14 protein-coding genes are annotated in these 18,983 nt (G+C 73.0%); all 14 read left to right on the top strand.

Annotated elements, in window-relative coordinates; genetic code table 11:
• Positions 1–124 precede the first annotated feature (124 nt).
• The 14 genes from O1Q96_RS33030 (at position 125) to O1Q96_RS32965 (ending at position 18,893) form a co-directional block, all read left to right on the top strand.
• Positions 125–2,518: an MFS transporter gene (locus tag O1Q96_RS33030; RefSeq protein WP_269251641.1), complete on the top strand. Its 2,394-nt coding sequence runs from the start codon at positions 125–127 to the stop codon at positions 2,516–2,518.
• A 178-nt stretch (positions 2,519–2,696) separates the two neighbouring features.
• A complete protein-coding gene (locus tag O1Q96_RS33025) occupies positions 2,697–5,174 on the top strand; it encodes an ATP-binding SpoIIE family protein phosphatase (protein ID WP_269251640.1) in 2,478 nt (825 codons plus the stop codon).
• 156 nt (positions 5,175–5,330) lie between these two features.
• On the top strand, positions 5,331–6,053 hold the full coding sequence (locus tag O1Q96_RS33020) for a class I SAM-dependent methyltransferase (protein WP_269251639.1): 723 nt from the start codon (positions 5,331–5,333) through the stop codon (positions 6,051–6,053).
• Between the two features lie 158 nt (positions 6,054–6,211).
• The gene (locus tag O1Q96_RS33015) at positions 6,212–7,402 is read left to right on the top strand and encodes an NAD(P)/FAD-dependent oxidoreductase (protein WP_269251638.1); all 1,191 of its coding nucleotides are present in this window, start codon (positions 6,212–6,214) and stop codon (positions 7,400–7,402) included.
• The gene (locus O1Q96_RS33010; protein ID WP_269251637.1) at positions 7,402–7,707 is read left to right on the top strand and encodes a (2Fe-2S)-binding protein; all 306 of its coding nucleotides are present in this window, start codon (positions 7,402–7,404) and stop codon (positions 7,705–7,707) included. Before O1Q96_RS33015 ends, O1Q96_RS33010 begins: the two co-directional genes overlap by 1 nt.
• Positions 7,700–9,094 carry an FAD-dependent oxidoreductase gene (locus O1Q96_RS33005; RefSeq protein ID WP_269251636.1) on the top strand — a complete coding sequence of 465 codons (1,395 nt, stop codon included), beginning with the start codon at positions 7,700–7,702 and terminating at the stop codon, positions 9,092–9,094. Before O1Q96_RS33010 ends, O1Q96_RS33005 begins: the two co-directional genes overlap by 8 nt.
• 64 nt (positions 9,095–9,158) lie before the next feature.
• On the top strand, positions 9,159–10,055 hold the full coding sequence (locus O1Q96_RS33000; protein WP_269253822.1) for a dihydrodipicolinate synthase family protein: 897 nt from the start codon (positions 9,159–9,161) through the stop codon (positions 10,053–10,055).
• A gap of 13 nt (positions 10,056–10,068) precedes the next feature.
• On the top strand, positions 10,069–11,070 hold the full coding sequence (locus O1Q96_RS32995) for a proline racemase family protein (RefSeq protein ID WP_269251635.1): 1,002 nt from the start codon (positions 10,069–10,071) through the stop codon (positions 11,068–11,070).
• Positions 11,071–11,132: 62 nt separating this feature from the next.
• Complete coding sequence (locus tag O1Q96_RS32990; protein ID WP_269251634.1) at positions 11,133–11,810, top strand: GntR family transcriptional regulator; 678 nt, start codon at positions 11,133–11,135, stop codon at positions 11,808–11,810.
• A 90-nt stretch (positions 11,811–11,900) separates the two neighbouring features.
• Positions 11,901–13,751, top strand: coding sequence for an immune inhibitor A domain-containing protein (locus O1Q96_RS32985; RefSeq protein WP_269251633.1), 1,851 nt, complete (start codon positions 11,901–11,903; stop codon positions 13,749–13,751).
• Positions 13,752–13,797: 46 nt separating this feature from the next.
• On the top strand, positions 13,798–14,634 hold the full coding sequence (locus O1Q96_RS32980; RefSeq protein WP_269251632.1) for a M55 family metallopeptidase: 837 nt from the start codon (positions 13,798–13,800) through the stop codon (positions 14,632–14,634).
• Complete coding sequence (locus O1Q96_RS32975; protein WP_269251631.1) at positions 14,627–15,970, top strand: M20/M25/M40 family metallo-hydrolase; 1,344 nt, start codon at positions 14,627–14,629, stop codon at positions 15,968–15,970. The genes O1Q96_RS32980 and O1Q96_RS32975 overlap by 8 nt, the downstream gene beginning before the upstream one ends.
• Before the next feature lie 5 nt (positions 15,971–15,975).
• Positions 15,976–17,973 (top strand): prolyl oligopeptidase family serine peptidase, encoded by a 1,998-nt coding sequence (locus O1Q96_RS32970; RefSeq protein ID WP_269251630.1) that lies wholly within the window; start codon positions 15,976–15,978, stop codon positions 17,971–17,973.
• Positions 17,970–18,893, top strand: coding sequence for a S66 peptidase family protein (locus O1Q96_RS32965; protein WP_269251629.1), 924 nt, complete (start codon positions 17,970–17,972; stop codon positions 18,891–18,893). The genes O1Q96_RS32970 and O1Q96_RS32965 overlap by 4 nt, the downstream gene beginning before the upstream one ends.
• Positions 18,894–18,983 lie beyond the last annotated feature (90 nt).

Genomic DNA, 18,983 nt, shown 5'->3' with positions numbered 1-18,983 from the left:
CCGTAGGGCTCCGACCGGCGGATACGTCCGCCCGGGCCCGCCGCAGGGCGACTCGTCGCGCTTGCTCCCAGATGTCGCGTAATGCGAAAAATGGGCCGCGCAGGCGCGACGAGGGGAGCGGCACGTGGGCGGCACGACGCTGGCGAAAAGCGGGCGGGACGTTTCGGCTCCGGCGTCGGACACGCCGCAAGTGCCCAGAGAACCCTCACAGTTGGAGACGCTCAGCCCCGGCCGCGTACGCATGGTGTTCTGCGCGCTGCTGCTGGCGCTGCTGCTCGCGGCGCTGGAGCAGATGATCGTCGCCACCGCACTCCCGGAGATCGTCGGAGAACTGCACGGCCTGGACCGGATGTCCTGGCCGATCACCGCGTATCTCCTCACGGCGACCGTGGGACTGCCCGTCTACGGCCAACTCGGTGCTCTCTACGGCCGTAAGGGCGTCTTCCAGTTCGCGACCGTCGTCTTCGTGACCGGCTCCGCGCTCGCCGGACGGTCGCACACCATGGACCAGTTGATCGCCTTCCGCGCACTCCAGGGCGTCGGCGCCGGCGGTCTCCTGGTCGGCGTACAGGCGATCATCGCGGACATCGTGCCGCCCCGCAGCCGCGGTTGCTTCATGGGAGTGATCGGCGCCGTGTTCGGCCTCGCCTCGGTCGCCGGCCCGCTGCTCGGCGGCTACCTCACCGATCACCTCTCCTGGCGCTGGTGCTTCTACGTCAACGTGCCCTTCGGCCTCATCGCGCTGGCCGTGGTGGCCCTCGCCCTCGAACGGCCCAGACCCACCGTCAGGCCGCGCCCGGACATCCTCGGCGCCCTGCTGCTCGCCGCCGCCTCGACCTGCCTCGTGTTGCTGACCAGTTGGGGTGGTACGGAGTACGTCTGGGGTTCTCGCGTCATCCTCGGGCTCGGCGGCGGAGCCGTCGCCTCGACCGTCCTCTTCCTGTTCGCCGAGCGCTTCGCGGCCCAACCCCTCATCCCGCTGCGGCTGTTCCGCGACGGGGTCTTCGACGTCACAGGGCTCGTGGGCGTGGCCGTAGGGGTCGCCCTGTTCGGCGCGGCCGGCTACCTGCCGACGTACCTGCAGATGGCCGGCGGTGCCACCGCCACCGAGTCCGGCCTGCTCATGGTCCCGATGATGGCCGGGATCGTCGGCGCCTCGGTCGTCTCGGGCCAACTCGCCGGCCGCAGCGGCCACCACAAGATCTACCCGATCCTCGGCGTCGCCCTGTCCGTCGTCGGCATGTGGCTCCTGTCGCGGCTCGAAGCCGACACGTCCCGGCTCCACTTCGGTGTCTGGACGGCCCTCCTCGGCGCGGGCATCGGCCTGGTCATGCCCGTCCTCGTCCTCGCCCTGCAGAACTCCGTGCAGGCGCACGATGTCGGCGCCGCGACCGGCGCCAACAACTACTTCCGGCAGATCGGCGGCTGCGTCGGCGCGGCGGTCCTCGGCACGCTCCTCGCCGAACGGCTCGCGGACTCCCTCACCGAACGGCTGCCCGCCCGGGCCGGTGCGCCAGGCCTCGAGTCCCTCACTCCGCAACTCGTCCACGCGCTGCCCGCCGAGCTGCGGGAGGGCTACGTCGCGGCGTACGCCGAAGTGATGCCGCGGCTCTTCCTCCACCTCGTGCCGGTGCTCGTCCTGGGCCTGCTCGTCGCCTTCTTCCTCAAGGAGAAACCACCGGTGTCCCACCACACCTCCGCCGCGGGCGAGACCGCGGTCCCCGACACCACGATCCCGGGGGCCCGTTCCTCGTACGCCGCCGGGATCCCCGTCTGCGGCACCGTGCAGCACTCCGACGGCACCGTCGTGCCCCGCGCCGCCCTCACCCTCATCGACGTCGTGGGGCGGCAGATCGGGCGGGGCGCGAGCGGCGAGGACGGACGGTACGCCCTGTCGACGCCCGGACCGGGGTCGTACGTCCTGATCGCCGCGGCCGGCGGACACCAGCCACAGGCGGTCGGCGTCACCGTCGGGGAGCGGTCCGTGGAACTGGACGTGGTGCTCGGCGGTGCGGGCCGGCTGGCCGGCAGTGTGACGACGGCGGACGGAACACCGGTCCGGGACGCCACCGTCACCCTCACCGACGTGCACGGTGAGGTGGTCGCCACGACACGCAGCGGACGGGAAGGCGACTACGACATCACGGAGTTGGTGGCGGGGGAGTACACCCTGGCGGCGAGCGCCCCGGCCTTCCGGCCGGCCGCCCTGCCCGTGAGCGTGCAGGCCGCCCGGGAGACCCGGCAGGACGTCGAACTCGCGGGCGGGGCGGTGCTGCGGGGAACCGTGCACGCCACCGGCGGGCGGCCCGTCGAGGACGCGCGGGTGACCCTGCTCGACGCCGCGGGGAACGTGGTGGACACCCTGACCACCGGGGGCGACGGAACGTTCCGGTTCGTCGACCTGTCGTCGGGGGAGTACACGGTGATCGCGGCCGGCTACCCGCCGGTCGCCACCGTGCTGCAGGTGGCCGGGGGCGGGAGGACCGAGCGGGATCTCCAGCTGGGGCACGAGGACTGACAGTGGTCCCGGGCCGGGCGCGGGTGCCGCAGGGGCGTCCCCAGCCGGGGCGCGGGCAGCCGTGTGGTGTGCGCCGGTGCTATTTCGCCGATTGCCACACATGGCTACCGGGCGTGGACGTACCGTGGTTGTCGTGGCGGCATAGATCTTGCGGACCGTGGGAGAGAGGGCCTGGGCCATGGACCGTGGCACTGACCGTGGCACCGACCGTGGCACCGAGACGGGCGCACCTCCCGGCCGTGCGGCCGGTGACGCGGTCGCCGGGGCGGGGCGGATTCCGCTGGCGGTGGTCGTGGTGGACCGTGAGGGCCTGGTCTCGCACTGGAGCCGGGGCGCCCGGCGGCTGTTCGGGGCGGACAGGGGTGAGGCGGTCGGCCGTCCCGCCGTCGACCTGCTGCCCGTTTCCGGAGCCCTGCCCGAGGACGACGAGAGCGCGCCCTTCGGGGCGTACGCCGTGTACGACGACGGTCTGGGACCCGGCCTGGAGTCCTCCCTCGACGGGCGGCTGTCCTACCCGGCCGCGGGACGGGCGCGGCTGACGGCGGCGAGCAGCGACCGGATCGACGTCCTGTGGTGGGCGTACCCACTGGTCGGGCCGGGCCCGGAGCGGCTGTTGGTCCTCGCCGCCGACGCGGGCGCGCTGGGGCGCGAGGGCACCGGCGCGGGTGCGGCCGTGGAGCGCATCGTGCCCGGGTTCGCCCTGCACACCGACTTCCCCGGCGCCGAGGAACTGGCGCGCAGGCTGCCCGAGATCCTGCCGAGCATGAGCGTCGGCGAGAGTGCCCGCATCGTCGCCCAGGTCCTCGAACTGGGCTATCCCGTCCTGGAGTTCAGTCAGAACGACCGTGTGCCGGTCACCCCCGACTGGGGCGTGCCCCGGCGCGCCGAGCGCAGGGCACGAAAGGAGCGGGCGGCCGCGGCGGCCGCGACCGGCGAGCCTCTGCCGCAGGACGCGGAGGCCGAGCGGGAAGACCTCGAATACGTGGCCGTACGGGAGCGGCTGGAGTTCCTGAACGAGGTCAGCGGACGCATCGGCACCTCCCTCGATCTGTCCCGGACCATCGTCGAGGTCAGCCGGGCCGTCGTCCCGCGCTTCACGGACGTGGCCGGGACCTATCTGCGGGAACAGGTCGTCGCGGGTGAGGGCTTCCCCGAAGGCGTGCCCGACACGACCACGATGTGGCACCGGGTCGCGCTGGAGCACACCGACGAGCCGGGCCGCTGGGACGACGTCGTACCGGTCGGCGAGGCCATGCCCTTCCCGGCGCAGACCCCGTTCTTCCAGTGCATGACGAGCGGCGAGCCCGTCCTCGTGCCGCGCATCAGCGAGCAGATGGGCCACATGATCGCCGCGCAGTTCGAGAAGCGCGACATCCGGCCCCTCATCACGGGCCGCTCCATGCTGGTCGTGCCCCTCAAGGCCCGGCACGTGGTCCTCGGCTTCATGATCCTGCTCCGCCATCCGGAGCGCGTCGAGTTCAACGACATGGACCGCGTCACCGGCGCCGAACTCGCCGCCCGGGCCGGGCTCGTACTCGACAACGCGCGCATGTACACGTACCAGGAGAGTGTCGCCGAGACCCTCCAGGACAGCATGCTGCCGCACATCGCCCCGAGGATGTCCGGCTGCGACATCGCGACCCGCTATCTGCCGGGCACGCTGCTCGGCCGGGTCGGCGGCGACTGGTTCGACTCGGTGAAGCTGCCCGGGTCGCGCACCGCGCTCGTCGTCGGCGACGTGATGGGCCACGGCCTCAACTCGGCGGCGATGATGGGGCAGTTGCGCACCGCCGTGCAGACCATGGCGGCCCTCGACCTGCCGCCCGAACAACTCCTGCGCAACCTCGACGACTTGGCGCAGCGCCTCGGCGAGCACTACCTCGCGACCTGCCTGTACGCGGTATACGACCCCATCGCGAGCGAGCTGCTGATCGCCAACGCGGGCCACATCCCACCGGTGGTGGTCCGCGCCGAGGACGGCCGAAGCGACCTGCTCGACCTGCCGACGGGCGCACCCATCGGCGTCGGCGGAGTGCCCTTCGAGTCCGTACGCGTGCGGGTGGCGCCCGGCGACCGGCTCGTGATGTGCACCGACGGCCTGGTCGAGGTGCGCGGCGAGGACATCGGTGTCGGCCTCGCCACTCTCTGCGAGTCCGCCGCCCACCCGGCAGCGTCCATGGACGACGCCTGCGACACCATCATCCGCGCCCTCAACACCCGCGGCGGCCGCAAGGACGACGTGGCGCTCCTGATGGCCAGGCTCAACGGCATCGACCCGGAGGACGTCGCCGAGTGGCGCATCGGCCACGACCGGCTGGAGGTCCGCAGGGCACGCGGCGCGGTCCGTGAGCAGCTCCACGAGTGGGGACTCGACTCCCAGGCGGCCGTGACGGAGTTGCTGGTCAGTGAACTCGTCACCAACGCCGTACGGCACTCCCACAGCCGGCCGATCGAACTGAGACTCGTCCGGGGCGACACCCTGTTGTGCGAGGTGAGCGACGACGACCACACCCTGCCGACGCTGCTCAGCGTGGGTCCGCTCGACGAGGCCGGGCGCGGGATGCGCGTGGTCAGCACCCTGGCGCGCGAGTGGGGGACCAGCCGGACGGGCTCCGGCAAGACGGTGTGGTTCGAACTGACCCTGCCACGTCGCTGAGCGCCCCGCCCAGCCCCGAGGGGCGCGCATCGGCGCACGGCTGTCGAATGAGCCGTGGAAGGTACGCACCGTGTTCTTGTCGCCGCACGCCGGGCGCGATAGACCGGACTGTCCGTCACTTTTGGGCGGTTAGCGGTCGCACCCTGGGGAGCTGGCATGAGCGTGACTACTCGGTACAGGCAGGCCTGGGAGGGTTTTTGGAGCGAGGCTCCGGGCGAGCCGGGAGCCGTCTTCTGGGACGCCGAGCCGGCGCTGACCGCGCGCGTCCATCTCGCCCTGTTCGAACCGCACCTGACCGCCCCGGGGCTGCCTCTCGTGGATCTCGGCTGCGGCAACGGCACCCAGACGCGGTTCCTCGCCGACCGCTTTCCGCGGGTCGTCGGCGCCGACCTGTCGGCCGCCGCCCTCGACCACGCCCGGCTCGCCGATCCCGCGGGTCAGGCCTCCTACCGGCTGTTCGACGCGGCGGACAAGGCCGAGGCCGAGATGCTGCACGCCGAACTCGGTGACGCCAACGTCTATATGCGTGGCGTGCTGCACCAGTGCGAACCGGCCGACCGGCAGCCGCTCGTCGACGGGTTGGCCAGGCTGGTCGGCGACCGGGGGTGCGCGTTCCTCGTCGAGCTCGCCGAGGCCGCCGGGGTCGTGCTGCGCGGTCTCGCCCAGAGTCCCGACGGGCCACCGGCGAAACTCGCGCCCGTCTTCCGGCACGGGATCGCCCCCGGCGAGGTGGCCGACGCCGCCGTCCCCGAGTACCTGCGCGCGGCGGGGCTCGCCGTGCGGGCGAGCGGGGAGCTGCCGCTCGTCACCACGGAGTGCCGTGCCGACGGCTCGCGGATCGAGCTCCCGTCGAAGTGGATGGTCGTGGGGCGCGACTGAGAGCGGGGCGCCGGGCGCCGCGGGGTGGGTGCGGGCGCGTGGGGACTGGTCGCGCAGTTCCCCGCGCCCCTCGGCGGGGCGCCGGCCGGCCCACTCCTGACGGGGGCCGGGCCCGTCGCCCTCTTGGCCGAGTCTGCGGTATGTGACATAGTACAGGCGTGAATAACTCGCTGACCTGCGATGTTGTGGTCGTCGGGGCCGGGATGGTCGGAGCGGCGAGCGCCCTGTACGCGGCCCGGGCCGGACTGAGCGTCGTCCTCGTGGACCGCGGTCCGGTGGCCGGCGGTACGACCGGCGCGGGCGAGGGCAACCTGCTCGTCTCCGACAAGGAGCCGGGACCCGAACTCGACCTCGCGCTGCTCTCCGGACGGCTGTGGGCCGGCCTCGCGGCCGAGCCCGGCGTGGCGGAGTCGGTCGAGTACGAGGCGAAGGGCGGCCTCGTCGTCGCCTCCGCGCCCGAGGGGCTCACGGCGCTGGAGGACCTCTCCGCCGCACAGCGCGCGGCCGGAGTGCGGACCACGAGCGTCGCTCCGGAGCAACTCCACGACCTCGAACCGTACTTGGCGAAGGGGCTCGCGGGCGGTGTGCTGTACCCACAGGACGCCCAGGTGATGCCGACGCTCGCGGCCGCCCGCCTGGTACGGCTCGCCCGGACGGCCGGTGCCTCGCTGCGGACCGGCTGGACGGTCACGGAGGTGCTGCGCACGCGATCGGGGGCGGTACGCGGCGTACGCACCTCGCACGGAGACATCAGCACTCCCGCGGTCGTCAACGCGGCCGGAACCTGGGGCGGGGAACTGGCCGCCCTGGCCGGGGTGTTCCTGCCGGTGCTGCCCCGGCGCGGCTTCGTCCTCGTCACCGAGCCGCTGCCGCGCAGGGTGCGCCACAAGGTGTACGCCGCGGACTACGTGGCCGACGTGGCCAGCGACTCTGCGGCGCTGCAGACCTCCCCGGTGGTCGAGGGCACGGCGGCGGGACCGGTACTGATCGGGGCCAGCCGGGAGCGGGTCGGCTTCGACCGCTCCTTCTCGCTGCCCGTCGCCCGGTCGCTGGCGGCGGGGGCGACCCGGCTGTTCCCCTTCCTGTCGGGCGTGCGGGCCATGCGCTCCTACCTCGGCTTCCGGCCGTACATGCCCGACCACCTCCCCGCCGTCGGGCCCGACGCGCGCGTACCCGGCCTCTTCCACGCGTGCGGGCACGAGGGCGCGGGGATCGGACTCGCCACGGGGACAGGGCACTTGATCGCGCAGGTACTGACGGACCGGTCACCCGACCTGGATCTCGCGCCGTTCTGCCCCGACCGCTTTCCCGAGCCGTCAGCCCAGCCGTCGACCGAGGGAGCCCTGTGATGCCGCGTACTCCCATGAGGCTGGTCCGGGCCCGGACGGAACCCCCCTTCACCGTCACGTTCGACGACCGTGAGATCGCCGTCCTCCCCGGCCGGACGATCGCGGCCGCCCTGTGGTCGGCGGGCGTCCTGTCCTGGCGCACGACCCGGGGGAGCGGCGAGCCGCGCGGTGTCTTCTGCGGGATCGGGGTGTGCTTCGACTGTCTGCTGACCGTCAACGGGCGCCCCAACCAACGGGCTTGCCTGGTGCGTGCGCAGCCCGGTGACGTGATCCGCACACAGGAAGGGACCGGGCACGATGACTGACCGACCCCGTCTCGCGGTGATCGGCGCGGGTCCCGCCGGGCTCGCCGCCGCCCTCGCCGCCGCCGCGCGGGGCGTCCGGGTGACCCTCGTGGACGCCGGTGCGGAAGCGGGCGGGCAGTTCTACCGGCAGCCCGCCGCAGGCCTCGGTGCCCGCCGCCCGCAGGCCCTGCACCACCAGTGGCGTACCTGGGAACGACTGCGCGACGGACTCGCGGCGCATGTCGCGGCGGGGCGCGTCAGCCACCTGACGGACCATCATGTCTGGTGCGTCGAGGGGGCGTCCGGCGCTTTCGCCGTGCACGCCCTGCGCGGGCCCGAGCAGGAGGAGTCCGTCACGGTCCGCGCCGACGCCGTACTCCTCGCGACCGGCGGCTACGAGAAGGTGCTGCCCTTTCCCGGCTGGACCCTGCCCGGGGTCGTCACCGCGGGAGGGGCGCAGGCCATGCTCAAGAGCGGACTCGTACTGCCGGGCCGTACCGCCGTGGTCGCCGGGACCGGGCCGCTGCTGATGCCCGTCGCCGTCGGGCTGGCCGCGGCCGGGGCGAAGGTGGCCGCCCTGGTGGAGTCCGCCGATCCCAGAGCCTTCGTCCGGCACGCCCGGGTCCTGGCCGCTCATCCGGACAAGCTCGCCGAAGGCGCCCGGTACGCCGCCGGGCTGGCGCGGCACCGGGTCCCGGTCCACGTCCGTCACATCGTCGTCGAGGCGCACGGCACCGGCCGGCTCGAAGCCGTGACCGTGGCCGCGCTCGGCACCGACGGACGGGTCGAGGCCGGCAGCGAGTGGCGCGTGCCCTGCGACAGCCTCGCCGTCGGCCACGGCATGCTCCCGCACACCGACCTCGCCGAGACGCTCGGCTGCCGTCTCGACGGGCTGAGCGTCGCCGTGGACGACGAGCAGCGCACCGACGTGCCGGGTGTCTGGGCCGCCGGCGAGACCACCGGGATCGGCGGCGCGGCACTCTCGCTGGCCGAGGGCCGGATCGCGGGCCTGTCCGTCGCGGCTCGGCTCGACTCCCGGACGCCCGCGCCGAGTTCCTACGCACAGGCCGCCAAGGCACGCGCCGGACTGCGGGAGTTCTTCGCCGTCGTCGACAGCGTCTGCGCACCGCCCACCCGTTGGGCCGAACGGATCGGTGACGACACCCTTGTGTGCCGCTGCGAGGACGTGCCCGCCTCCGCGGTGCGGGAGGCCGTCGACGAGCTGGGAGCCGCGGACGTACGCACCGTGAAACTGCTGACCCGCGCCGGGATGGGCTGGTGCCAGGGCCGGATGTGCGGTGCCGCGGTGGCGGGGCTCGCCGGATGCCCGCCGACACCCTCGCGACGGCCGTTCGCCCGGCCCGTACCCCTCGGTGTGCTCGCGCGCGAGCCCGGCGAATCCCCCTGACCTGCCAGACCCCACGAACTTGCCAGACCCCACGAACCTGCCAGACCCGACGAACCGGACGGGAATCCCCATGACCGACAACCGACCCTGGCGCGGCGTCCTCGTCGCCACCGCCCTCCCGCTCAAGGACGACCTGTCCGTCGACTTCGACGCCTACGCCGACCACTGCGCGTGGCTCGTCGAGAACGGCTGCGACGGCGTCGTGCCCAACGGCTCGCTCGGCGAGTACCAGGTGCTGACGCCCGAGGAGCGCGCCAGGGTCGTGGAGACGGCCGTGGCGGCGATCGGCGGCTCCCGCGTCATGCCCGGCGTCGCCGCGTACGGCTCCGCCGAGGCCCGGCGCTGGGCCGAGCAGGCACGCGACGCGGGCTGCGCCTCCGTGATGCTGCTGCCCCCGAACGCCTACCGGGCCGACGAGCGCTCGGTCCTCGCCCACTACGCGGAGGTCGCCGCGGCGGGCCTGCCGATCGTGGCCTACAACAACCCGATCGACACCAAGGTCGACCTGGTGCCCGAGCTCCTGGCCGAACTGCACGCCGAGGGACACATCCACGGCGTCAAAGAGTTCTCCGGTGACGTACGCCGGGCCTACCGCATCGCCGAACTCGCCCCGGAACTGGACCTGTTGATCGGCGCCGACGACGTCCTGCTGGAGCTGGCCGTCGCGGGCGCCAAGGGCTGGGTCGCCGGCTACCCGAACGCGCTGCCCGCCGCGTCCGTGGAGCTGTACCGCGCCGCAGTCCGGGGCGACCTCGACACCGCGCTGCCGCTCTACCGGCAACTGCACCCGCTGCTGCGCTGGGACTCCCAGGTGGAGTTCGTCCAGGCCATCAAGCTGTCGATGGACATCGTCGGCCGGCCCGGCGGTCCGGTACGCCCGCCCCGCGCGGCGCTGCGGGCCGACCAGGAGGCCGCCGTCCGGGCCGCCACGGAGAAGGCCGTGGCGGCAGGGCTCGTCTGAGGGAGACAGGACCATGCGCAGCAAACTCGTCCTGCACGCCGTCGACTCGCACACCGAGGGCATGCCGACCCGCGTGATCACCGGCGGCATCGGCACGGTCCCCGGCGCGACCATGAACGAGCGGCGACTCCACTTCCGCGAACACCGCGACGACATCAAGCAGTTGCTGATGAACGAGCCGCGCGGCCACGCGGCGATGAGCGGCGCGGTCCTCCAGCCGTCCACCCGCCCCGACTGCGACTACGGCGTCATCTACATCGAGGTGTCCGGCTACCTGCCCATGTGCGGACACGGCACCATCGGGGTCGCGACCGTCCTCGTCGAGACGGGCATGGTCGAGGTCGTCGAACCGGTGACCACCATCCGCCTCGACACCCCGGCCGGACCCGTCGTCGCCGAGGTCGCCGTGCAGGACGGATCCGCGAAGTCGGTCACCCTCCGGAACGTGCCGTCCTTCTCCGTCGCCCACGACCGCACGATCGAACTCGCCGACGGGCGGACGGTGACCTACGACCTCGCCTACGGCGGCAACTTCTACGCGATCCTGCCGCTCGACCAGTTCGGGCTGCCCTTCGACCGGGCCCGCAAGGACGACATCCTCGCCGCCGGGCTCTCCCTGATGGACGCCATCAACGCCGAGGGGGAGCCCGTCCACCCCGAGGACCCCTCCATCAGCGGCTGCCACCACGTGCAGCTGACCGCCCCCGGCTCGACGGCCCGGCATTCGCGGCACGCGATGGCCATCCACCCCGGCTGGTTCGACCGCTCGCCCTGCGGCACGGGCACCAGCGCGCGCATGGCACAACTGCACGCGCGCGGCGAACTCCCCCTGCACACCGAGTTCGTGAACGAGTCCTTCATCGGCACACACTTCACCGGCCGTCTCCTCGGCACCACCGAGGTCGCCGGAATCCCCGCCGTCCTGCCCAGCTTCACCGGACGCGCCTGGGTGACCGGCACCGCCCAGTACCTGCTCGACCCCGGCGACCCGTTCCCGGCCGGCTTCGTCCTCTAGAGCCTGCTGTCCCGCGCCGTCGCACACATCGTGTCCACCGCCCGTTCCGAGGAGACCGCCAGATGCCCGCCCAGCGCCCCGGTGCCCCCGTCCTGCCCACGCTGGGCGGCAAGAAGCCCAGCTATCGCGAGCGTGTCGCGGACGCTCTGCGGGCCGCCCTCATCGCCGGGGAACTGCGTCCCGGCGAGGTGCACTCCGCGCCGGCCCTCGCCGCCCGCTTCGGTGTCTCGGCCACCCCGGTCCGGGAGGCCATGCTCGACCTCGCCAAGGAGGGCCTGGTCGACACCGTGCCCAACAAGGGCTTCCGGGTCACCGCGGTCTCGGAGAAGCAGCTCGACGAGTACACGCACATCCGCTCGCTCATCGAGATCCCCACCACCGCGGGCCTGGCCGCCTGTGCCGAACCCGCCGCACTGGAGGCGCTGCGCCCCGTCGCACGGGAGATCGTCACGGCCGCGGCGGCCGGTGACCTCATCGCGTACGTCGAGGCGGACATCCGTTTCCACCTCGGTCTGCTCGCCCTCGCGGGCAACGAGCACCTGGTCGAGGTCGTCGGCGGCCTCCGGGGGCGCTCCCGCCTCTACGGCCTGCACGCCCTGGTCGAGGCGGGCCGCCTGGAGGCCTCCGCCGAGGAGCACCTGGAGATCCTGGACGCCCTCGCCGCCCGCGACGAGGAGGCGGTTCGCGCCGTCATGACCCGGCATCTCGGGCACGTACGGGGGCTGTGGGCGGCCGAGTGACCCCGAGGGCGACACGCTGCCCGGCAGCCCGCCCCGGCCGCCCCGGCATGCTCTCCTGAGTGCGCCCCAGGAGCCCGAGGAGGACGCACGGTGAGCAAGCGCATCCGCGGATCGGTGGCCGCTGTCGCCGCCCTCGCCGTACACGCCCTGGCCTTCCACGTCCCGGGCGCCGTCGCGGAGTCCCGTGAACCCGCGGGGGCACCGGGACTCGCGCGAGCGGCCGCGGCGGGCCCGCACCCGACGAGGGGTGCCCCCGGCCACGATCTGCTGAGCGCGGCCGGGGCGCGCACCGAACGGGCCCGCACCGTGGCCGTCGCCAAACTCGTCACCGGCGCCGCGGTCCCCGAGACCCGCGGCTCCTCGCAGCGCATCGAGTACCGCGAGGACAGGTATGCGGAGACGGCCCGCACCACGGACCGGATCTTCGTGCTGCCGGTGGAGTTCGCCGACTACGGGCACAACCGGATTCCCCGGCCCGACCGCGCCACCGACAACGCCACGGTGTGGACCGCCGACTACAGCCGGGCCTACTACCAGCGGCAGATCTTCGGCACGGCCGACAGTGCGGGCGGCTCCGGTCCCGGTTCCGGCGACACGCTCAGGTCGTACCTCCAACGGCAGTCCAGCGGTGCCTACTCGATCACCGGCAGCGTCCACGGCTGGACGCGCGTGCACCGCCCACTGGCGCACTACGGCACCGACACCTGCAAGAAGGACGGGGCGCCGGTCTCGACGTACTACTGCAACAAGCAGCTCGTCACCGACGGCCTCGACCAGTGGTACGAGGACCAGCGCGCCACCGGCCGGACCGCCGCCTCACTGGCCAAGTACCTTGCCACGTACGACATCTGGGACCGCAACGACCACGACCGGGACGGGATCTTCAACGAACCCGACGGCTACCTCGACCGCGTGATGCTGATGTTCGCGGGGGAGTCGCAGGCCAACGGCGGTGGCGCAGGCGGAAAGGACGCCATCGGCTCGCACCGCGGCACCGTCAGCCACCTGCAGACCGGCGCCGGCCGGCTGGGCCCGGCGGGCGGCGCCCGGGACGGCGGCAGCAGGGTCGGCGACTCCGGTGTCTGGGTCAACGACTACACGATGACCAACGAGAACAGAGGGCTCGGCACCCTCGCCCACGAGTACGGCCACGACCTGGGCCTGCCCGACCTGTACGACACCTCGGGCGGCGAGAACTCCACCGGATTCTGGTCGGTCATGGCGCAGGGCTCACTCCTCTCGGACGAGAACGAACTGGCCGCCCACCCGGCGGACCTGGGCGCCTGGGCGAGGCTCCAACTGGGCTGGCTCGACTACGCGTCCGTCAGGGCGGGCGCCGCCGCCACGGTCACCCTCAACCCGCTGTCCGTACCCGCCTCGACCGCCGGCAGGGAAGCACTCCTGGTGAACCTGCCCGCCGACGCGGACGGCAACGCCCGCCACTACGTCGTCGAGAACAGGCAGTACGTCGGCGCGGACGCGTTCCTCAAGTCGGGTCCCTTCCAGCTGGGTTGGACACCGCAACGGCCCAAGCTCAAGGAGCGGCTGCACTACGAGAACGGCATCCTCATCTGGTACTGGAACACCAAGTACCGCGACAACAGGACCGGGGCGAACGGCGGACACGGCCGGATCCTGCCCGTCGACGCCCACCCCGAGCCGGCCCGGTCCGCCTCCGGAGCGGTGATCCGCAACCGCCTCCAGACCTACGACTCGCCCTTCGGACTGCGGCCCACCACCGAACTGGTCTTCCACCTCGGCGGAGTGCGGACGGTCGTCCCGTCCCGTCCGGCGGTCCCGGTCTTCGACGACCTCGACGGCGTCCACCGCGACGCCGCGGCCCACGGTCCCAGCCGCGACGCCGACTCCGGCACCACCGTCACGGTGGACCAGGAACACACCGACGGCCGAGTGAAGGTTTCGGTGGGTTCGTCCAGCTGACCGCCCGGACCTGTGGGGCGCCGCACGACTGCGATACAACTGGAGCATGGTAAAGATCCTCATCAGCGCCGACATGGAGGGCGCCACCGGGGTGACCTGGCCGGCCGACGTACTGCCCGGCACACCGCAGTGGGAGCGGTGCCGGTCGATGTTCACCTCGGACGTGAACGCCGCGGTCCTCGGCTTCCTCGACGGCGGCGCCGACGAGGTCCTCGTCAACGAGGCCCACTGGACGATGCGCAACCTGCTCCTGGAGCAGCTGGACGAACGCGCGCAGATGCTCACCGGGCGCCACAAGTCGCTGTCCATGGTGGAGGGCGTGCAGCACGGGGACGTCGACGGCATCGCCTTCGTCGGCTACCACGCGGGCGCCGGCATGGAGGGCGTCCTCGCCCACACCTATCTCGCCAACTCGATCACCGGCGTGTGGGTCGACGGCGAACGGGCCAGCGAGGGCCTGCTCAACGCGCTCGTCGTCGCCGAGTACGGAGTGCCCGTCGTCCTGGTCACCGGTGACGACGTGGCCTGCGAGGACGCCCTCGGCTACGCCCCCCAGGCGCTGAAGGTCGCCGTCAAGGACCATGTCTCGCGGTACGCGGCGGTGTGCCGCACACCGGCGCGCACGGCGTCCGACATCCGCTCGGCGGCCAAGGAGGCGACGCGCCTCGCGGTGCGGCACGAGCCCGCCCAGGCGGGCCCCCACACCGTGCAGTTGGAGTTCGACGCCGAGCACCTGTCGATGGCGGCCACGGTCGTCCCGGGCGTCGAGCGGACCGGGGAACGGAAGGTGGCGTACACCAGCGCGACCATGTACGAGGGCATCCGGACCTTCAAGGCGGTCACCACGATCGTCTCGGCTGCCGTGGAGGAGACCTATGGCTGAGAAGAGCACGACCGGCGAGCGCGCGGTCGACGAGCTGTCCCTGGACGAGGTCGTCCGGTTCACCTCCGACCTCATCCGGATCGACACGACGAACCGCGGCGGCGGCGACTGCCAGGAGAGGCCGGCCGCCGAGTACGCCGCCGCTCGGCTCGCCGAGGCAGGCCTGGAGCCGACGCTCCTGGAGCGCACCAAGGGGCGTACGAACGTCGTCGCGCGCCTGGAGGGCACCGACCCGTCCGCCGACGCCCTGCTCGTCCACGGTCACCTCGACGTCGTACCGGCCCAGGCGGAGGACTGGAGCGTCCACCCGTTCTCCGGCGAGATCCGCGACGGCGTCGTCTGGGGTCGGGGCGCCGTCGACATGAAGAACATGGACGCGATGATCCTCGCGGTCGTCAGGCAGTGGGCGCGCGCCGGTGTACGCCCCCGTCGCGACCTTGTGATCGCGTTCACCGCGGACGAGGAGGCGAGCGCCGAGGACGGCTCGGGCTTCCTCGCGGACCAGCACCCGGGGCTCTTCGAGGGGTGTACCGAGGGCATCAGCGAGTCCGGCGCGTTCACCTTCCACGACGGCAGCGGCCGCGAGCTGTATCCGGTCGCGGCCGGCGAGCGCGGCACCGGCTGGATGAAGCTCACCGCCCGCGGCCGGGCGGGCCACGGCTCCAAGGTAAACCGGGCCAACGCGGTGACCAGGCTCGCCGCCGCCATCGCGCGGATCGGCGCCCACCAGTGGCCCGTACGGCTCACCCCGACGGTCCGCGCGGCCCTCACCGAACTCGCCGCCCTGTACGGGGTCGAGCCCGATCTCGACGACCCGGACGGTGTCGACCGGCTGATGGAGAAGCTCGGTACCGCCGCCTCCCTCGTCGAGGCGACCGTGCGCAACAGCACCAACCCGACCATGCTGAACGCCGGTTACAAGGTCAACGTGATTCCCGGAGAGGCCCTCGCTCACGTCGACGGTCGCTATCTGGCCGGCACGGCAGACGAGTTCCGTGCCACCCTCGACGAGCTCACCGGACCGGACGTGGACTGGGAGTTCCTCCACCACGAGGTCGCCCTCCAGGCCCCGCTGGACTCGACGACGTACGCCCGGATGCGGGCCGCCGTGGAGGAGTTCGCACCCGAGGGGCATGTCGTGCCGTACTGCATGTCGGGCGGCACGGACGCCAAGCAGTTCTCGCGCCTCGGCATCACCGGCTACGGGTTCACGCCGCTGAAGCTTCCGCAGGGCTTCGACTACCAGGCCCTCTTCCACGGGGTCGACGAACGTGTGCCCGTCGAAGCACTGCACTTCGGAGTCCGGGTACTCGACCGCTTCCTGCGCACGGCTTAGGGAAAATGGGGGACACAGTGCAGACGCTGGCCTACGGTTCCTGGCCCTCGCCCATCGACGCGTCGCTCGCCGCCGCGCACGACGGGCACCCCGATTACGTCGGCTTCGTCGGGGACGAGGCCTGGTGGACCGAACCCCGGCCCACCGAGGGCGGCCGCCGCGCCCTGGTGCGCCGCCGCGCCGACGGCACCGAGGAGACGGTGCTGCCCGCCCCGTGGAACGTCCGCAGCCGCGTCATCGAGTACGGCGGACATCCGTGGGCCGGCGCGGTCCGCGAGGAGGGCCCGCTCGTCGTCTTCGTCGACTTCGCCGACCAGCGGCTGTACGCGTACGAGCCCGCCGACCCCACAAGCGGGCCGCGCCCCCTGACACCCGTGTCCCCGGTGGGCGACGGACTGCGGTGGGTGGACCCGCAGATGCACCTGGAGTCCGGCGAAGTCTGGTGCGTGCTCGAAGAGTTCACGGGTGAGGGACCCGCCGACGTACGCCGGCTCGTCGCCGCGGTCCCGCTGGACGGCTCCGCCGCCCAGGACCGGGGCGCCGTACGCGAACTCACCGACGGGCCGCACCGGTTCGTCACCGGGCCGCGGGTCTCACCCGACGGGCGGCACGCGGCCTGGCTGGCCTGGGACCACCCGCGCATGCCGTGGGACGGGTCCGAACTCATGGTGGCCGAGGTGTCGTCCGACGGGACGCTGCGGGCGGCCCGGAGAGCCGCGGGCGGACCGGACGAGTCGATCGCCCAGGCCGACTGGGGCCGGGACGGCTCCCTCCTGTACTCCAGCGACCGCACCGGCTGGTGGAACCTCTACCGGCGGGCCGTCGGCGGCGAGGTGTCCGAACCCCTGTGCACGCGCGAGGAGGAGTTCGGCGGACCGCTGTGGACCATCGGCCGGCGCTGGTTCGCGCCGCTGGAGAGCGGACTGATCGCCGTCGTGCACGGCCGGGGCGCCACCGCGCTCGGCATCCTGGACCCGGAGACCGGCGAGGTCGTCGACACGGCCGGTCCCTGGACCGAGTACGCGGCCACCCTCGCCGTCGACGGCAGCCGCGTCGTCGCCGTCGCCGCGAGCCCGCGCAGCGCGTACGAGGTCATCGAGCTGGACGCCCGCACGGGCCGCGCCCGCGTCGTGGGAGCCCCGCACGACGACCCGGTGGACCCCGCCTACTACCCGGAACCGCAGATCCGTACGTTCACCGGGCCCGCCGGACGCGAGATCCACGCGCACATCTACCCGCCCCACCATCCCGGCCACGTCGCTCCCGGCGACGGGCCCCCGCCCTACGTCGTCCGGGCGCACGGCGGCCCCACCGGCCGTGCCCCGCTCGTCCTCGACCTGCAGATCGCGTACTTCACCTCGCGCGGCATCGGAGTCGCCGAGGTGAACTACGGCGGCTCCACCGGGTACGGACGCGAGTACCGCAACCGGCTGCGCGAGCAGTGGGGTGTCGTGGACGTCGAGGACTGCGCGGCCGTCGCGCTCGCCCTCGCCGAGGAGGGCACCGCCGACCGCGGCAGACTGGCGGTCCGGGGCGGCAGCGCGGGCGGCTGGACCACGGCCGCGTCCCTGGTGAGCACCGACGTGTACGCCTGCGGGACGATCCTCTACCCCATCCTCGACCTCGTGGGCTGGGGCGCGGGCGAGACCCACGACTTCGAGTCGCAGTACCTGGAGACCCTGGTCGGACCGCTCGCCGAGGTCCCCGCCCGCTACGCGGAGCGTTCGCCCACCGAGCACGCCGACCAGGTCACCGCGCCCTTCCTGCTCCTCCAGGGCCTCGACGACGTCATCTGTCCGCCGGCCCAGTGCGAGCGTTTCCTGGCCAGGCTGGAGGAGCGGGCGCGGCCCGTGCCGCACGCCTACATCGCCTTCGAGGGCGAGGGCCACGGCTTCCGGCGCGCCGACACCATGGTGCGGGTCCTGGAGGCCGAACTCTCCCTGTACGCCCAGGTGTTCGGCCTGAACCCGCCCGGCGTTCCCACCTTGGAGCTCGGCAAGTGAAGGACCTCACCAGACCCCCGCGGCTGACCGCCGGCGCCCGGGTCGCCGTCGTCGCGCCCAGCGGTCCGGTGCCCGAGGAACGGCTCCAGGCGGGACTCGACCTCCTGCGCGGCTGGGACCTGGACCCGTTCGTGGCGCCCCATGTCCTCGACCGGCACGCGCGGTTCGGCTACCTGGCGGGCACGGACGCCGACAGGGCCGCGGATTTCCTGTCCGCCTGGTGCGACCCCTCCGTGGACGCGGTGCTGTGCGCCCGCGGCGGGTACGGCGCCCAGCGCATGGCCGACCTGCTCGACTGGGACGCCCTGCGCGCCGCCGGGCCCAAGGTGTTCCTCGGCTTCAGCGACATCACGGCCCTCCACGAGGCCTTCGCGACCCGGCTCGGACTCGTGACACTGCACGGGCCGATGGTCGCGGGCATCGACTTCGTCAAGAACGCGCGGGCCCAGGAACACCTCCGGGCGACCCTCTTCGATCCGGAGTCCGTGCGGACCATCGCGTCGGCGGGCCGGGCCCTGGTGCCGGGACGCGCCGGGGGTGTCCTCCTCGGCGGCTGTCTGAGCCTGCTGGCCGCCGAGCTCGGCACACCGCACGCCCGGCCCTCCGCACGCGGCGGGCTGCTCTGCCTGGAGGACGTGGGCGAGGAGACGTACCGTCTGGACCGCTGTCTCACCCAGCTCCTGCGCGCCGGCTGGCTCGACGGAGTCGCCGGGATCCTCCTCGGCTCCTGGGCGCGGTGCGACCCGTACGACCAGGTGCGGGACCTGGTCCTCGACCGGCTGGGCGGGCTGGGGGTGCCGATCGCCGAGGAGTTCGGGTTCGGGCACGGCGAAGGGGCGCTGACGATTCCGTTCGGGGTGCGGGGAGAGCTGGACGCGGGGACGGGGACCCTCACCCTCGACGCGCCCGCCCTGGCCTGACGCCCCAGCTCGCCCCGGGGGCCCCGCCTCGCGCCCGGGCGTTCCGGATCCCACTCCGTGGGCCCAGGAGCTCGCCCCGAGGGCGCGGAC

This window comes from Streptomyces aurantiacus (assembly GCF_027107535.1).
Taxonomy (GTDB): Bacteria; Actinomycetota; Actinomycetes; order Streptomycetales; family Streptomycetaceae; genus Streptomyces.
This window is presented reverse-complemented; position numbering and strand designations above follow the sequence as displayed.

Coding starts and splice junctions, on each gene's coding strand:
- O1Q96_RS33025 (WP_269251640.1), top strand. CDS start 2,697: ATGGACCGTGGCACTGACCGTGGCACCGACCGTGGCACCGAGACGGGC.
- O1Q96_RS33020 (WP_269251639.1), top strand. CDS start 5,331: ATGAGCGTGACTACTCGGTACAGGCAGGCCTGGGAGGGTTTTTGGAGC.
- O1Q96_RS33010 (WP_269251637.1), top strand. CDS start 7,402: ATGCCGCGTACTCCCATGAGGCTGGTCCGGGCCCGGACGGAACCCCCC.
- O1Q96_RS33005 (WP_269251636.1), top strand. CDS start 7,700: ATGACTGACCGACCCCGTCTCGCGGTGATCGGCGCGGGTCCCGCCGGG.
- O1Q96_RS32995 (WP_269251635.1), top strand. CDS start 10,069: ATGCGCAGCAAACTCGTCCTGCACGCCGTCGACTCGCACACCGAGGGC.
- O1Q96_RS32990 (WP_269251634.1), top strand. CDS start 11,133: ATGCCCGCCCAGCGCCCCGGTGCCCCCGTCCTGCCCACGCTGGGCGGC.
- O1Q96_RS32980 (WP_269251632.1), top strand. CDS start 13,798: ATGGTAAAGATCCTCATCAGCGCCGACATGGAGGGCGCCACCGGGGTG.
- O1Q96_RS32975 (WP_269251631.1), top strand. CDS start 14,627: ATGGCTGAGAAGAGCACGACCGGCGAGCGCGCGGTCGACGAGCTGTCC.
- O1Q96_RS32970 (WP_269251630.1), top strand. CDS start 15,976: ATGGGGGACACAGTGCAGACGCTGGCCTACGGTTCCTGGCCCTCGCCC.